The sequence below is a fragment of the Yokenella regensburgei ATCC 49455 genome (assembly GCF_000735455.1).
GTDB lineage: Bacteria > Pseudomonadota > Gammaproteobacteria > Enterobacterales > Enterobacteriaceae > Yokenella > Yokenella regensburgei.
This window is the reverse complement of the sequence record NZ_JMPS01000081.1, coordinates 47,493-62,136: the sequence shown is the minus strand read 5'-3', so window position 1 is coordinate 62,136 and position 14,644 is coordinate 47,493. Positions and strand designations below refer to the sequence as shown.

13 protein-coding genes are annotated in these 14,644 nt (G+C 54.0%); 9 read left to right on the top strand and 4 right to left on the bottom strand.

The features are described 5' to 3' along the window. The first annotated feature begins 3 nt into the window (after nucleotides 1-3). The 6 genes from GYRE_RS20850 (at nucleotide 4) to GYRE_RS20825 (ending at nucleotide 6,290) form a co-directional block, all read left to right on the top strand. Nucleotides 4-1,047: an NAD(P)-dependent alcohol dehydrogenase gene (locus tag GYRE_RS20850; protein ID WP_038258055.1), complete on the top strand. Its 1,044-nt coding sequence runs from the start codon at nucleotides 4-6 to the stop codon at nucleotides 1,045-1,047. 19 nt (nucleotides 1,048-1,066) lie between these two features. Continuing rightward, a complete protein-coding gene (locus tag GYRE_RS20845; protein ID WP_006819580.1) occupies nucleotides 1,067-1,903 on the top strand; it encodes a ketose-bisphosphate aldolase in 837 nt (278 codons plus the stop codon). 4 nt (nucleotides 1,904-1,907) lie between these two features. Further along, nucleotides 1,908-2,855, top strand: a complete 948-nt coding sequence (locus GYRE_RS20840; RefSeq protein WP_038258053.1) for a carbohydrate kinase family protein — start codon at nucleotides 1,908-1,910, stop codon at nucleotides 2,853-2,855. Nucleotides 2,856-2,864: 9 nt separating this feature from the next. Then, nucleotides 2,865-3,848, top strand: a complete 984-nt coding sequence (gene ydjG / locus GYRE_RS20835; RefSeq protein ID WP_038258051.1) for an NADH-dependent methylglyoxal reductase — start codon at nucleotides 2,865-2,867, stop codon at nucleotides 3,846-3,848. A gap of 135 nt (nucleotides 3,849-3,983) precedes the next feature. Next, entirely contained in the window at nucleotides 3,984-4,742 is a 759-nt protein-coding gene (locus tag GYRE_RS20830) for a DeoR/GlpR family DNA-binding transcription regulator (RefSeq protein WP_038258124.1), read from the top strand. A 153-nt stretch (nucleotides 4,743-4,895) separates the two neighbouring features. Next, nucleotides 4,896-6,290, top strand: coding sequence for an MFS transporter (locus GYRE_RS20825; RefSeq protein ID WP_038258049.1), 1,395 nt, complete (start codon nucleotides 4,896-4,898; stop codon nucleotides 6,288-6,290). Nucleotides 6,291-6,294: 4 nt separating this feature from the next. On the opposite strand, the gene pncA is transcribed toward GYRE_RS20825, so the two are convergent. From pncA to sppA, 3 genes are read right to left on the bottom strand one after another with little or no spacing between them, the layout of a single operon-like run. Continuing rightward, nucleotides 6,295-6,936: a bifunctional nicotinamidase/pyrazinamidase gene (pncA, locus tag GYRE_RS20820; protein ID WP_006819585.1), complete on the bottom strand. Its 642-nt coding sequence runs from the start codon at nucleotides 6,934-6,936 to the stop codon at nucleotides 6,295-6,297. A gap of 9 nt (nucleotides 6,937-6,945) precedes the next feature. Continuing rightward, a complete protein-coding gene (ansA, locus tag GYRE_RS20815; RefSeq protein ID WP_006819586.1) occupies nucleotides 6,946-7,962 on the bottom strand; it encodes an asparaginase in 1,017 nt (338 codons plus the stop codon). 52 nt (nucleotides 7,963-8,014) lie between these two features. Next, nucleotides 8,015-9,868 (bottom strand): signal peptide peptidase SppA, encoded by a 1,854-nt coding sequence (gene sppA, locus GYRE_RS20810; protein WP_006819587.1) that lies wholly within the window; start codon nucleotides 9,866-9,868, stop codon nucleotides 8,015-8,017. Between the two features lie 165 nt (nucleotides 9,869-10,033). On the opposite strand from sppA, the gene GYRE_RS20805 reads away from it, so the two are divergent. Further along, complete coding sequence (locus GYRE_RS20805; protein ID WP_006819588.1) at nucleotides 10,034-10,585, top strand: NAD(P)H nitroreductase; 552 nt, start codon at nucleotides 10,034-10,036, stop codon at nucleotides 10,583-10,585. Between the two features lie 46 nt (nucleotides 10,586-10,631). On the opposite strand, the gene phoC is transcribed toward GYRE_RS20805, so the two are convergent. Further along, a complete protein-coding gene (gene phoC / locus GYRE_RS20800; protein ID WP_038258046.1) occupies nucleotides 10,632-11,378 on the bottom strand; it encodes an acid phosphatase PhoC in 747 nt (248 codons plus the stop codon). Nucleotides 11,379-11,603: 225 nt separating this feature from the next. Between phoC and selD the strand changes: the two genes are divergently transcribed. Continuing rightward, on the top strand, nucleotides 11,604-12,647 hold the full coding sequence (gene selD, locus GYRE_RS20795) for a selenide, water dikinase SelD (RefSeq protein ID WP_038258044.1): 1,044 nt from the start codon (nucleotides 11,604-11,606) through the stop codon (nucleotides 12,645-12,647). 4 nt (nucleotides 12,648-12,651) lie between these two features. After that, entirely contained in the window at nucleotides 12,652-14,586 is a 1,935-nt protein-coding gene (locus GYRE_RS20790) for a DNA topoisomerase III (RefSeq protein ID WP_038258043.1), read from the top strand. The last annotated feature ends 58 nt before the right edge of the window (nucleotides 14,587-14,644 follow it).

Sequence of the window (14,644 nt, the reverse complement as noted above, 5' to 3'; positions counted from 1 at the left end):
AGAATGAAAAACTCAAAAGCGATATTAAAAACGCCGGGGACCATGAATATCATCGCTGCTGATATTCCGGTGCCGCAGGATCATGAAGTATTAATTAAAGTCGAATATGTTGGTATCTGTGGTTCTGATGTTCACGGCTTCGAGTCCGGGCCGTTTATTCCACCGAAAGATCCTGACCAGGAGATAGGCCTGGGGCATGAATGTGCGGGGACGGTCGTAGCGACAGGGCGCCTGGTGACGAAGTTCAAAGCGGGTGACAGAGTGAATATCGAGCCTGGCGTACCTTGCGGCCACTGTCGGTACTGTCTGGAGGGGAAATACAACATCTGCCCGGATGTTGATTTTATGGCGACGCAGCCGAATTACCGCGGTGCATTAACCCACTACCTGTGCCACCCGGAGAGCTTTACTTACAAGCTACCGGACAACATGGACACCATGGAAGGTGCGTTGGTCGAACCTGCGGCCGTTGGGATGCATGCCGCTATGCTCGCGGAGGTAAAACCGGGTAAGAAAATCGTCATCCTGGGAGCGGGCTGCATTGGCCTGATGACGCTGCAGGCGTGCCAGTGTCTGGGAGCCACCGAGATTGCCGTTGTGGATGTGCTGGAAAAGCGCCTGGCCATGGCAGAGAAACTTGGGGCAACTACCGTTATCAACGGCGCAACAGAAGATACTCAGGTGAGTTGTCTGCAGTTCTCTGGTGAGATAGGGGCTGATATTGTCTTCGAAACGGCAGGATCTGCTGTCACCGTAAAACAGGCGCCGTACCTGGTGATGCGTGGCGGCAAAATTATGATTGTAGGTACCGTGCCGGGAGATTCGGCGATTAATTTCCTCAAAATTAATCGCGAAGTGTCAATTCAGACCGTTTTCCGCTATGCCAATCGCTACCCGGTTACTATTGAGGCCATCTCCTCGGGTCGATTCGATGTGAAGTCGATGGTCACGCATATTTACGATTACGAAGAAGTGCAACGCGCATTTGATGAGTCAGTAAATAACAAACGCGACATTATTAAAGGCGTTATTAAAATTGTTGGTTAATTGAAACGGGAGAAAGAACATGCTGGCAGATATTAAATACTGGGAAAATGATGCTCAGAACAAGCATTATGCGATTGCGCACTTTAACGTGTGGAATGCAGAAATGCTGATGGGGGTTATTGATGCGGCAGAAGAGGCCAAATCGCCAGTGATTATTTCCTTTGGTACCGGCTTTGTTGGTAATACTTCCTTTGAAGACTTTTCACATATGATGGTCTCAATGGCAGAGAGAGCTTCAGTACCCGTTATTACTCACTGGGATCACGGGCGTAGCATGGAAATTATCCATAATGCATGGACACATGGTATGAACTCGTTGATGCGTGATGCCTCGGCTTCAGACTTCGAAGAGAACATTCGCCTGACCAAAGAAGCGGTCGATTTCTTCCATCCGCTGGGGATCCCAGTAGAGGCTGAGCTGGGGCACGTAGGGAATGAAACCGTATACGAAGAGGCGCTGGCGGGATATCACTATACCGATCCGGACCAGGCAGCCGAATTTGTTGAACGTACCGGCTGCGACTCGCTGGCGGTCGCTATCGGCAACCAGCATGGTGTTTATACCTCGGAGCCGAAACTGAATTTTGACGTGGTGAAGCGGGTACGTGAAGCCGTGTCCGTACCGCTAGTTCTGCATGGAGCTTCTGGTATCAGCGATGCCGATATTAAAACTGCCATTTCGCTCGGCATAGCGAAAATCAATATTCATACCGAACTGTGCCAGGCGGCGATGGTGGCGGTTGATGAGAACCAGGATCAACCTTTCCTGCACTTGCAGCGTGAGGTGCGTAAAGCGGTTAAAGCGCGTGCGCTGGAAAAAATCAAACTGTTCGGCTCAGACGGCAAAGCGGAATGACAATATGGATGATATTGAGGTTCTCTGCATCGGTGCGGCAATAATCGATATTCCCTTGCAGCCGGTCAGTAAGAATATTTTTGATGTAGACTCTTATCCCCTGGAAAGAATTGCCATGACCACCGGTGGGGATGCCATCAACGAAGCAACAATTATTTCCCGGCTGGGGCATCGTACTGCATTAATGAGTCGAGTGGGTGATGATGCCGCAGGACATTTTATTCTTGAACACTGCCGCAAAGAGAGTATCGATATCCGCAGTATAAAACAGGACCCTGATATTGATACCTCAATTAATGTCGGGTTGGTTACCGCGGATGGAGAGCGTACTTTTGTGACCAATCGCAATGGCAGCCTGTGGCGGTTGAATATTAATGATATTGATTTCAGCCGTTTCTCGCAGGTGAAATTGCTCTCGTTGGCGAGCATTTTTAATAGCCCTTTACTCGACGGTAAAGCATTAACTGAAATCTTTGCGCGGGCCAGGGCGCAGCAGCTGATTATTTGCGCCGACATGATAAAGCCGCGGCTGAATGAAACGCTGGAGGATATTCGCGAAGCACTGAGCTATGTCGATTATCTGTTTCCTAACTTTGAAGAGGCAAAGCAACTCACCGGGAAAACATCGCTCGATGAAATTGCCGATAGCTTTCTTCAGTGCGGCGTCAAAACGGTGGTGATTAAAACTGGTAAGCAAGGCTGCTTTATCAAAAATCATGAGACGCGCATGGCTGTGCCTGCGGTATCAGGGATTACCGCCATCGACACCATCGGTGCTGGCGACAACTTCGCCTCGGGATTTATCTCCGCGCTGCTTGAAGGGAAAACATTGCGTGACTGTGCGCTGTTTGCCAACGTCACCGCTGCGATATCGGTACTCAGCGTGGGGGCGACCACGGGCGTGAAGAACAGAATGCTGGTGGAACAACTTCTTGAAGAATATGAAGGGTAATAACGTCAGATGAATATGATTCCTTTAGGTAGTACGGATATCAAACTTTCCCGTATGGGGCTGGGCACCTGGGCCATTGGCGGCGGTCCGGCATGGAATGGCGATCTCGACCTGCAGATTTGCATCGATACCATTGTCGAAGCACATCGCTGCGGCATTAACCTGATTGATACCGCGCCGGGATATAATTTTGGCAATAGTGAAACCATTGTCGGGCAGGCGCTAAAACAACTACCCCGTGATGAGATGGTAGTAGAAACTAAATGTGGGATTGTCTGGGAGCGAGAAGGCAGCCTGTTCAATAAAGTCGGCGACCGCCAGTTGTATAAAAACCTTTCTGCGGATTCTGTTCGTGAAGAGGTTGAAACCAGTCTGCAGCGTTTGAATATTGATTGTATTGATATTTACATGACGCACTGGCAATCCGTTCCCCCGTTCTTCACGCCGATATCCGAAACTATGGAAACGCTTAATGCGCTGAAGGCCGAAGGTAAAATTCGTGCGATTGGTGCGGCGAACGTCGATGCCAGCCATATCCGTGAGTATCTTAAGCATGGTGAACTGGATATTGTGCAGGCGAAATACAGCATCCTTGACCGGGCGCTGGAAAGCGATCTTCTGCCATTGTGCCGCGAGCACGGGATTGTTGTTCAGGTTTACTCGCCGCTGGAGCAGGGATTATTAACCGGCACAATTGCTCGTGACTATGTGCCGGGCGGGGCGCGGGCGAATAAGGTTTGGTTCCAGCGTGACAATATGCTGCGGGTTATCGACATGCTTGAGCAGTGGCGGCCGCTTTGCGACAAATACCGCACTACGGTTCCAGGACTGGCGCTGGCGTGGATTTTGAAACAAAGCGATTTGATTTCTATCCTCAGTGGGGCAACAGCGCCAGAGCAGGTTCGCGAAAATGTGCAGGCCTTGAGCATCGCATTAACGGATGAAGATGCGTTAATGATGAGAAGAATGGCTGAGGCTCTGGACCACGTATAACGGCAGTAATCATCACCTCTGTTTCTGTGTAAAACACATGAAAATCTGTGATTCAGACGTGTTCTTTTGAAGATAAACATAGCCTGTGAGATACTGAGAACTTATCATGATGTTGAAGGGAACAGAGGTGTAATTGTGGCGGCAAAAGACAGAATTCAGGCAATTAAACAAATGGTTGCCAATGACAAGAAAGTGGTTGTCTCAAATTTGAGCTCAATTTTTCAGGTAACTGAAGAGACGATTCGCCGCGACCTGGAAAAACTCGAAGATGAAGGATTTTTGACCCGTACTTATGGTGGTGCGGTATTAAATAATACCGTGCTGTCTGAAAATATTCATTTTTATAAGAGGGCGAAATCGTTCTATGAAGAGAAACAGACGATTGCCCGTAATGCGTTGCCATTGATTAAAAATAAAACCACTATGGCAGCAGACTCCAGTAGTACGGCAATGGAATTACTAAAACTGCTGAAGGAGCGAGGCGATCTCACTTTATTAACGAATTCAGCCGAAGCTTTTCACGAGCTCGCTTTGTCGGAGATTAATGTTGTTTCCACCGGCGGCGAGTTAAACAAAAGCACTCTCTCTTTGCAGGGACGCATCACCAAAGAGATCATTAGTCGATACCATGTGGACATCATGGTGATGAGCTGTAAAGGTCTGGACAGAGACAGTGGGGCGCTTGACTCGAATGAGGCGGAAGCTGAAATCAAGAAGACCATGATCGCTCAGGCAACAGAAGTCGCCTTGCTGGTCGATCATTCTAAGTTTGATCGCAAAGCCTTTGTCCAGTTAATTGATTTAAGCCATATTAATTACATTATAACGAATAAAGCACCCAGTGCAGAATGGATCGCATATTGCAAAAATAATAGCATCCAGCTTGTTTATTAATGACGGCTACGCGTTTGTTCCTCACTGGTGATGTTAAATAACATGATGATAGATGACGCGGTAAATTAAATTTACCGCGATAGTCATTATTTAAAAACTCTACATTATGCTCTTTCTCTCTTATCGGGAGACCGGAGTCTTTGAGGCATCCAGATGGAACATCACGACAATATTGGCAGCAGACTGGATCAATTACCCTTAGCCCGCTTTCATTATCGTATTTTCGGTATTATCAGTTTTAGCCTATTACTGACCGGGTTTCTCAGCTATTCCGGCAATGTGGTGGTGGCAAAACTAGTGAGCATCGGATGGTCAAATAATTTTCTCAATGCCGCTTTTACCTCGGCGTTGATGTTTGGTTATTTCATCGGTTCCCTGGCGGGCGGTTTTATTGGTGATTATTTCGGCAGACGCCGAGCGTTTCGTATCAACCTGCTGATTGTCGGCATTGCCGCCGCCGCCGCAGCGTTTGTCCCTGATATGTACTGGCTCATTTTCTTCCGCTGCCTGATGGGGACGGGAATGGGGGCTCTTATCATGGTGGGTTACGCTTCGTTTACTGAATTTATTCCTGCCAGAGTCCGGGGGAAATGGTCTGCCCGGCTCTCTTTTGTGGGCAACTGGTCTCCTTTGCTGTCGGCGTTGATTGGCGTGGTGGTGATTGCGCATTTTAGCTGGCGGATGATGTTTTTACTCGGAGGGGCTGGCATTCTTTTAGCCTGGTATCTGTCGGGAAAATACTTCATTGAGTCTCCACGCTGGCTGGCGAGCAAGGGCTATCATGGGGCCGCTGAGCAGCACCTACGAGATGTTGAAACTCAGATAGAAAAAGAGAAAAACATGACGCTGCCACCGTTACCCGTATTGCATGGGAGGCGTTCAGGTTGTGAAGAGAATGGCTCTTTTTGGCAGTTATTTCAGGGGCAGATGCTCAGGCGGACGCTGGTGGCAATTACGGTACTGATCGCCATGAATATCTCGCTCTATACCATTACCGTCTGGATCCCAACGATTTTTGTGAACTCAGGCATTGATGTCGCGCGGTCAATCATAATGACTGCCGTTATCATGATTGGCGCACCGGTTGGGATCTTTGTTGCCGCACTGATTATTGACTACTTCCCCCGGAGATTATTCGGTTCGTCGATATTGGCAATTATTGCGATACTGGGTTACTTCTACGCGATTCAGACCGCCGAGTGGGCCATTCTGACCTACGGTCTGGTAATGATTTTCTTCCTGTATATGTATGTCTGCTTTGCCTCTGCGGTTTATGTGCCGGAACTGTGGCCCACCCATCTGCGGTTGCGGGGATCTGGCTTCGTCAACGCGGTAGGGCGTATTGTCGCAGCGTTTACTCCCTATGGCGTGGCGGTACTGCTGACGCGGTACGGTTCTGTCACCGTGTTCATTGTGCTGGGTGTGTTGCTGTTGCTCTGCTCGCTGGTGCTGTTTGTCTTTGGTATCGAAACGCGGATGGTTTCGCTTGAGGATATTTCGAGCGTGGGGGGAAAAGTACCTGATGACGATGCCGCCGCCATCAGGTAATGCGTTATTGCTGTGTCTCCAGCCAGTCCGCCACGGTGTATAACGTGGCGCCAGCGGCGGCCATTTCCATAAACGCTCTGGTGCTGTCCTGCGGGTCAATGTTGACTCCACGGCAGCCGTCGGTGATGACGTTCACCGCGTATCCGAGTTTCAGGGCGTCGAGCACGGTAAACTTCACGCAGTAGTCCGTGGCGAGACCGGACACCAGCAGTTCGCTGATTTCATGGTGGCGAAGCCATTCATCGAGCCCGGTTTTCTGCCGATGACCGTTGTCGAAAAACGCGCTATAGCTATCGATATTACGATGCTCGCCTTTGGTAAATACCGCATCAATCGCCTGGTGCTGCAACAGCGGATGCAGTGCGGCACCTTCGCTGTGCTGCACGCAGTGATCCGGCCACCAGGTTTGTGGCAGCCCGTCCAGCACACCCTGTGAGTAGGGCTCTGCCTGATGCTGGCTGGCGAAACTACCGTGATCGGCAGGGTGCCAGTCCTGGCTTGCCACTACCGCATCGCCGCGCGCCTTGCACCAGCCGATAAGCTGATTTGCCACATCGATAGTGCTATCACCTTCCGGCACGGCAAGCGCGCCGCCGGCGCAAAAATCGTTTTGTAGATCAACCAGCAACAATGCACGATGGCTCATGGTCACTCCTTAATCATCCAGCGTCAGCTCGCCGCGCAGGTTCTGCTGCATCGCGATGCGCATCTCTTCCACGTCGAGATCCTGACTTAACAGATAGTGAAGCTTAGTCAGCGTCGCCTCAACGGTCATGTCGGCACCGCCAATCACCCCGGCATGCGCCAGCGCGTTACCGGTGGCATAGCCGCCCATATTCACCTTGCCAGACATACACTGGGTTAGATTAATCACCAGAATGCCGCGCTGGCTGGCCTGCGCCAGTTCCTGGAGAAACTCACCGTTCTGAGGCGCATTGCCGACGCCATAGGAGCGCAGGATCAGCGCTTTCACCGGCTGGCGCAGGAAGTTACGCACCACTTCGGCGGAAATTCCCGGATAGATGGTGACCACACCAATCGGCTGCGGGGTAATCGGATGAACGATCAGCTCACCCTCGCCGTGAGGGGCCGCTGGGGTATTGAGACGGCGGATATGGATCCCGGCCTCCAGCAGCGGCGGCAGGTTAGGGGAGGCAAAGGCATCAAAGCCGTCGGCGTGGGCTTTAGTGGTGCGGTTGCCCCGGAACAGACGGTTGTTGAAAAACAGCGTCACTTCGTTGATCGGGTAGTTTGCCGCTACGTACAGCGCGTTCAGCAGGTTGATCTGCCCGTCAGAGCGCAGCTCCGCGAGCGGGATTTGCGAACCGGTCACGATCACCGGCTTGCCCAGGTTCTCCAGCATGAAGGAGAGAGCCGAGGCGGTGAACGCCATCGTGTCGGTGCCGTGCAGGATCACGAAACCGTCGTACTCGTCGTAATGGGCCTTAATATCGTCGGCGATATGCTGCCAGTCTTCCGGCGTCATGTCCGAAGAGTCCATCAGCGGCGCGTATTCATGAATGGTGAAGGAGGGCATCTCCGGGCGATGGAATTCAGGCATCAGCGCCAGCTGGCGCTGCAGGTGACCAGAGACAGGAATGTAACCGTGTTCGGAGCGTTGCATACCGATGGTACCGCCGGTGTAGGCAACGTAGATTGATTTCTTTTGCATGGTATCAGGCTATGACATAAAGAAAATCCCCTCCATTCGGAGGGGATAAGGATTAACGTATATTGGCGCAGGTCAGGCAAATTGCATAGCGGTTTTGCGGATCGTTAAAGACCGCAAGCTTGTCGCTCTCCGCTTTCACTGCATTTGCCGCCGTAGCCAGCGGGGCCGGAAGGGCAGCCTGAATCGCGGCTGGCAGCGCTGCGCGTACAGAACCGGTCAGGCTATCGAGCACCATGTTGAAGAACGACGGTTCGTCCTGATAGTACTCAATATGCCACTGTTTGAGCTTCGCCAGCTCGGCCGCTTTTGCTACCGCATCGTCGAAGTCGCCGAGACTGTCGACCAGACCGTTGGTTTTCGCGTCGGTACCGGTCCAGACGTGGCCCTGGGCAATTTTATCTACCTGTTCCGGTGTGCTGTTACGTGCATTCGCCACCAGGGTGATAAAGCGCTTGTAGCCATTCTCAATACTGAGCTGCATCATCTCCTGCACTTCCTGCGGCAGGGCTTTGGTGAGCGACACGTCCGCCAGCGGTGAAGTGGCAACGCCATCGGTGTGAACGCCAACGGAATCGAGCGTATTTTCCACGGTATTGATAACGCCAAAGATGCCGATGGAACCGGTCAGGGTGCTTGGGTTAGCAATGATGTAGTTAGCCGGGGTGGAGATCCAGTAACCGCCGGATGCCGCCATACCCCCCATCGATACCACAATCGGTTTGCCTGCGGCTTTCGCGGCTGCCAGTTCCGAACGGATAACTTCAGATGCCGTCACGCTGCCGCCCGGGCTGTTCACCCGCAGGACAATCGCTTTCACTTTCGGGTCAAGGCGCGCGTCGCGGATCTGCGCGGCGGTGGTATCACCCCCAACGTTCCCCGGCGTTTCCTGGCCGTCCATGATGGCGCCATTGGCGAAGATAACCGCCACGCTGTCGCCCTGATCGGACGGTGTTTTCAGCGCGTAATCGTAGAAGCTGATGTTACGGAAGTTTTTGTCCGCTTTGCTCCAGCCAAACTGTTTGGTCAGCGCTTTTTCCACTTCAGCGCTGGAGGCCAGTACGTCCACCAGTTTGTTATCAAGCGCGTACTTCGCGGTGTCACCGTCGGTTTTACGCAGGCCTTCGAGCATCTCTTTCGCACCCGGGAACACCTGCTGCGGCGTTATCTGGCGGTTGGCGGCAACGGTGGTCAGGTAGTTCTGCCACAGTTCGCCAATCCAGCGGCTGTCGGCTTCGCGCGCTGCCGGTGACATATCATCACGGATAAACGGCTCAACGGCAGATTTATAGGTCCCGACGCGGAAGACGTGGGTTGAGACTTTCAGCTTGTCGAGCAGGGCTTTGTAGTACAGGCCGTTGGTCGCGAAGCCATGTAAATCAACAACGCCCTGTGGGGAGAGGTAAATTTTATTGGCGAAGCTCGCCAGATAGTACTGGCCCTGGCTGTAGTTATCGCCCACGGCATACACCGGTTTGCCGCTGTCGCGGAATTCGCGCAGCGCTTTGCCGATATACTGCATGGAGGGCTGGTCGGCCCCGGCGAAATCTTTCAGATCCAGCACGATACCGGTGATGTTGCGATCATCTTTTGCCTGACGAATGGTCTGCACGATATCGAACAGGGAGTTTTCCTGCAGACGATCCGAGCTTGCGCCCAGCAGCTGACGACTCAGCGCGCCGATTTTACCGCTGGTCGAAGGCTTATCCACCACCACGCCGGTAATATTCAGCGTTAATGCGCCGCGGGCGGTGCGTTCAGAGGTGCTGCTGCTGAACTGCAGCCACACGCCAACCACCACCAGCACAATCAGAATAAAGAACAAATTCAGCACCAGCTCACGGACAAAATTGAGCAAGCGCCAGGTCCATTTAAAGAATCCGGCAAAAATTCGCCATAGGGTTCGCATGTATTCTCCCTGACAAAACAGATAAAGAGGGCGCAACTGCAGGCGCAACGTTGGGTTATCCTAAAGTTCCCGTCAGCGATTGTCAGCAGGAATCGCCTCCGGTGCTGTAACAATTTCCACGCGCATGTTAATTTTATGAAAAATAACGTCACAGGAGCAGCTTAAATGGACGCACTCGAATTATTGATTAATCGCCGCAGCGCCTCCCGTCTGGCCGAACCGGCCCCGGCGGGTGAGCAATTAGAGAATATTTTACGCGCCGGGATGCGTGCCCCTGATCACGGTACTCTGCAGCCGTGGCAATTTTTCGTGATTGAAGGCGAGGGGCGCGAGCGTTTCAGCCAGCTGCTGGAGCGCGGTGCCGTCGCTGCCGGGCAGGACGAAAAGGCGATTGAGAAAGCACGCAATGCACCGTTCCGCGCGCCGCTCATCATTGCCGTCGTCGCGAAGTGCCAGGAGCATCACAAGGTACCGAAGTGGGAGCAGGAGATGTCGGCGGGCTGCGCGGTGATGGCAATGCAGATGGCGGCAGTGGCGCAGGGCTTTAACGGTATCTGGCGCAGCGGCGCGTTGACCGAAAGCGACCTCGTTCGCGAAGGGCTGAAGTGCCGTTCGGAAGATAAAATTGTCGGCTTCCTGTACCTCGGTACACCACAGCTGAAGGCCTCTACCACCGTTAGCGTTGCTGATACCGCGCCGTTCGTGGTGCGTTTCTGACGCGTTGATTTTTTGTGGCCGGGCACTGCTGCCCGGCCCATCATGCTTATTTCTTCTGTTTCGCGAACTCGTCTTTCGCTTTCTGTAATTGCTGCTGGAATGCCGGGTTGGTGTGCAGCGTGGCGACAACCGCTGAACCGACAACCCTTGCTGCATCCACATCGCTCTGCCAGTGATAGCCGCAGATCACCCGGCTTTGCCCCAGCTCAAAGCCTCGTTTTAAGATGTCGTTCTGTCGCTGCGGGTTTATCTCTGCCAGTACCAGCGCCGTAGCCCAGCCGATAGAGGTGTGGCCCGACGGGTATGAACCGTTTTTCGACAGCTTATCCTGCTCAGTGGTATTGCAGGTGGATACGCCGTAGAAGGCAAACGGGCGAATACGCATGTACTTCTCTTTCGCCCCGCGGGTCGCCAGATCGCCCGCGTCCTCAATCATGTTAGTCAGAAGCTTGTGCAGCTCTGGTGCGTCTTTTTCGGTGATCGGCGAGCCAAACGCGCCGGAGAAGGCGTTAGCCACGCCGCCGCCGCTGAGGTTGGCATCTTCCGCCGCGAGCTTACCGCGCTCGGTGCCGCGCAGCAGGCGACCTTTCTCATACATCGCCTGATCGTTCAGAAACGCAATACTGCCGACTTCCGGCGGCGGTGGCAGCAGTGCCAGGCTGTCAATCGCCTGCGCATTGGTCAGGTAATACAGATCGGGCTTGGTCGTGGCATCGTTGCCTGAAGGGGCAAGAGCAAAAGCGCTGGTGGTAAACAACCCGGCAAGACACAAAGCTATCACGCGTTTCTTCATCATTTATTCCTTTCTAATGGGAAAACTCCTGCTGACAACCGTTTCGTTGTCATAATTCTGTCATATTGTAGTAAAAGTAAAATCAACGTTAAAAACATTGCCCTGGCTCGCAAAACGCAGGTTTTGTCTGCTTAATGAGCAACAGTGCGCGAAATCAGACGGCAACACTTACCTGTACGGCGTTTGGGCGCTAACATATCCGGATTGCAATGACAGGAGATGTCCATGAGCGAGCAAGCCATTCGTTTAACGCAATACAGCCACGGAGCCGGTTGCGGTTGTAAAATTTCCCCCAAAGTGCTGGAAACCATCCTGCATAGTGAGCAGGCGAAGTTTATCGACCCGAACCTGCTTGTCGGTAACGAGACCCGCGACGACGCGGCGGTCTACGATCTGGGTAACGGTACTTCCGTTATCAGCACTACCGATTTCTTCATGCCTATCGTCGATAATCCGTTTGATTTTGGCCGCATCGCCGCGACCAACGCCATCAGCGATATTTTTGCCATGGGCGGCAAACCTATTATGGCGATCGCCATTCTCGGCTGGCCAATCGAAAAACTGGCGCCGGAGATAGCCCGTGAGGTGATTGAAGGCGGGCGCTTTGCCTGTCAGCAGGCGGGGATAGCCCTTGCCGGCGGCCACTCTATCGATGCCCCGGAGCCGATTTTCGGCCTCGCGGTTACCGGTATCGTACCGACCGAGCGGGTGAAGAAAAACAGCACCGCGCAGGCGGGATGCAAGCTGTTCCTGACCAAACCGCTGGGCATCGGTGTGCTGACCACCGCCGAGAAAAAATCGCTGCTGAAGCCAGAGCACAAAGGTCTCGCTACCGAAGTGATGTGCCAGATGAACCTCGCGGGTGCCGCTTTTGCCAACATTGAAGGCGTGAAGGCGATGACCGACGTCACCGGTTTTGGCCTGCTCGGACACCTGAGCGAAATGTGTCAGGGCGCAGGTGTACAGGCGCAGGTGCGCTTTGCCGATGTGCCAAAACTGCCGGGCGTGGAAGAGTACATCAAGCTGGGCGCCGTGCCGGGCGGTACCGGGCGTAACTTCGCAAGCTACGGTCATCTGATGGGCGAAATGCCGGATGAGTGGCGCGCGCTGTTGTGCGATCCGCAAACCTCCGGTGGGCTGCTGCTGGCCGTCGCACCAGGTTCAGAGACCGAAGTGCAGGCCGCCGCGGCTGAGTTTGGTATTACGCTGACCGCTATTGGTGAGCTTATCACCGCGCGTGGTGGACGACCGATGATCGAGATTCGTTAATTCGATGCGGCTGTTTATTGCGGAAAAGCCGAGTCTGGGCCGCGCCATTGCCGATGTGCTGCCAAAGCCACATCGCAAAGGCGACGGCTATATAGAGTGTGGTAACGGGCAGGTGGTGACCTGGTGTATCGGTCACCTGCTGGAGCAGGCGCAGCCGGATATCTACGACAGCCGCTACGCCCGCTGGAATCTGGCAGACCTGCCGATTGTGCCGGAGAAGTGGCAGCTCCAGCCGCGTCCTTCGGTGACCAAACAGCTCAACGTTATCAAGCGGTTTCTTCATGAAGCCAGCGAAGTCATTCACGCCGGAGACCCGGATCGCGAAGGACAGTTGCTGGTGGATGAAGTGCTGGATTACCTGCAGCTGTCCCCGGAAAAGCGTCAGCAGGTACAGCGTTGCCTGATTAACGATCTCAACCCGCAGGCGGTAGAACGGGCGATTTCGCGCCTGCGTGCCAACAGCGAGTTTATTCCGCTTTGCGTATCTGCTCTGGCCCGTGCCCGCGCTGACTGGCTGTACGGCATCAACATGACCCGCGCCTGGACGCTGCTTGGGCGCAATGCCGGGTACCAGGGGGTGCTGTCGGTGGGGCGCGTACAGACGCCGGTGCTGGGGCTGGTGGTTCGCCGCGACGAAGAGATAGCAAACTTTGTCGCTAAAGACTTCTTCGAGGTGAAAGCGCATATCGTCACGCCAAAAGACGAGCGCTTTACCGCCACCTGGCAGCCGAGCGAGGCCTGTGAACCGTACCAGGATGAAGAAGGACGCCTGCTGCATCGCCCGCTGGCAGAGCACGTGGTTAACCGTATCGGTGGTCAACCGGCTATCGTTACCGCATACAACGACAAGCGCGACTCTGAGGCCGCACCGCTGCCGTTTTCGCTTTCGGCCCTGCAGATTGAAGCCGCCAAACGCTACGCTCTGAGTGCGCAAAACGTGCTGGATATCTGCCAGAAGCTGTATGAAACCCACAAACTGATTACCTATCCGCGCTCCGACTGCCGCTACCTGCCTGAAGAGCATTTTGCCGGTCGTCATGCGGTGCTGAACGCGATTGGCGTGCACGCGCCTGGTCTGCTGCCGCAGCCTGCGGTGGATGTCGATACGCGTAACCGCTGCTGGGACGATAAAAAGGTTGATGCCCACCACGCGATTATCCCGACGGCGCGCAGTTCGTCCGTGCATCTGAGCGAGAACGAAGCCAGGGTGTATGAACTGGTGGCGCGTCAGTATCTGATGCAGTTCTGCGCCGACGCGGTGTATCGCAAGTGTCAGATCGATCTCGATATCGCCAACGGCAAATTTATCGCCAAAGCACGTTTCCTGGCGGAAGCGGGCTGGCGCACGTTGTTAGGCGCAAAGGAGCGTGACGAAGAGAACGACGGCACGCCGCTGCCGGTGGTCGCGAAAGACGATACGCTGTTGTGCGAAAAGGGTGAGGTGGTTGAACGTCAGACGCAGCCGCCGCGCCATTTTACCGATGCGACGCTGCTCTCGGCGATGACCGGTATCGCCCGTTTTGTGCAGGACAAAGACCTGAAAAAAGTGCTGCGCGCAACCGACGGCCTGGGGACGGAGGCAACCCGCGCCGGAATTATCGAGCTGCTGTTCAAGCGCGGCTTCCTGACCAAGAAAGGGCGTTATATTCACTCAACCGATCCGGGAAAGGCGCTGATTCACTCGCTGCCTGAACTGGCATCGCGTCCGGATATGACCGCGCACTGGGAATCGGTGCTGACGCAAATCAGCGAAAAGCAGTGTCGGTATCAGGACTTTATGTACCCGCTGGTCGGCACACTGCACGAGCTGATTGAGCTGGCGCGCGGCACCCGAGTCAGCCAGTTCCGGGGGCTGGTCGCGCCCGGCGGCGAGACGCCGAAGAAGAAAACCTTCAGCAAGGTGAAGAAAAAGAAACCGGCAGAGCCGGAGGCGTCCTGACGATATCGCTTACCCGACCTACGCGCAAACGTAGGCCGGGTAAGGTGCATCCGGCAAT

Bases quoted from the DNA above. Each gene is read 5' to 3' on its own strand.
- GYRE_RS20850 (WP_038258055.1), top strand. From the start codon at position 4: ATGAAAAACTCAAAAGCGATATTAAAAACGCCGGGGACCATGAATATC.
- GYRE_RS20845 (WP_006819580.1), top strand. From the start codon at position 1,067: ATGCTGGCAGATATTAAATACTGGGAAAATGATGCTCAGAACAAGCAT.
- GYRE_RS20840 (WP_038258053.1), top strand. From the start codon at position 1,908: ATGGATGATATTGAGGTTCTCTGCATCGGTGCGGCAATAATCGATATT.
- ydjG (WP_038258051.1), top strand. From the start codon at position 2,865: ATGAATATGATTCCTTTAGGTAGTACGGATATCAAACTTTCCCGTATG.
- GYRE_RS20825 (WP_038258049.1), top strand. From the start codon at position 4,896: ATGGAACATCACGACAATATTGGCAGCAGACTGGATCAATTACCCTTA.
- pncA (WP_006819585.1), bottom strand. From the start codon at position 6,936: ATGAGCCATCGTGCATTGTTGCTGGTTGATCTACAAAACGATTTTTGC.
- ansA (WP_006819586.1), bottom strand. From the start codon at position 7,962: ATGCAAAAGAAATCAATCTACGTTGCCTACACCGGCGGTACCATCGGT.
- sppA (WP_006819587.1), bottom strand. From the start codon at position 9,868: ATGCGAACCCTATGGCGAATTTTTGCCGGATTCTTTAAATGGACCTGG.
- GYRE_RS20805 (WP_006819588.1), top strand. From the start codon at position 10,034: ATGGACGCACTCGAATTATTGATTAATCGCCGCAGCGCCTCCCGTCTG.
- phoC (WP_038258046.1), bottom strand. From the start codon at position 11,378: ATGAAGAAACGCGTGATAGCTTTGTGTCTTGCCGGGTTGTTTACCACC.
- selD (WP_038258044.1), top strand. From the start codon at position 11,604: ATGAGCGAGCAAGCCATTCGTTTAACGCAATACAGCCACGGAGCCGGT.
- GYRE_RS20790 (WP_038258043.1), top strand. From the start codon at position 12,652: ATGCGGCTGTTTATTGCGGAAAAGCCGAGTCTGGGCCGCGCCATTGCC.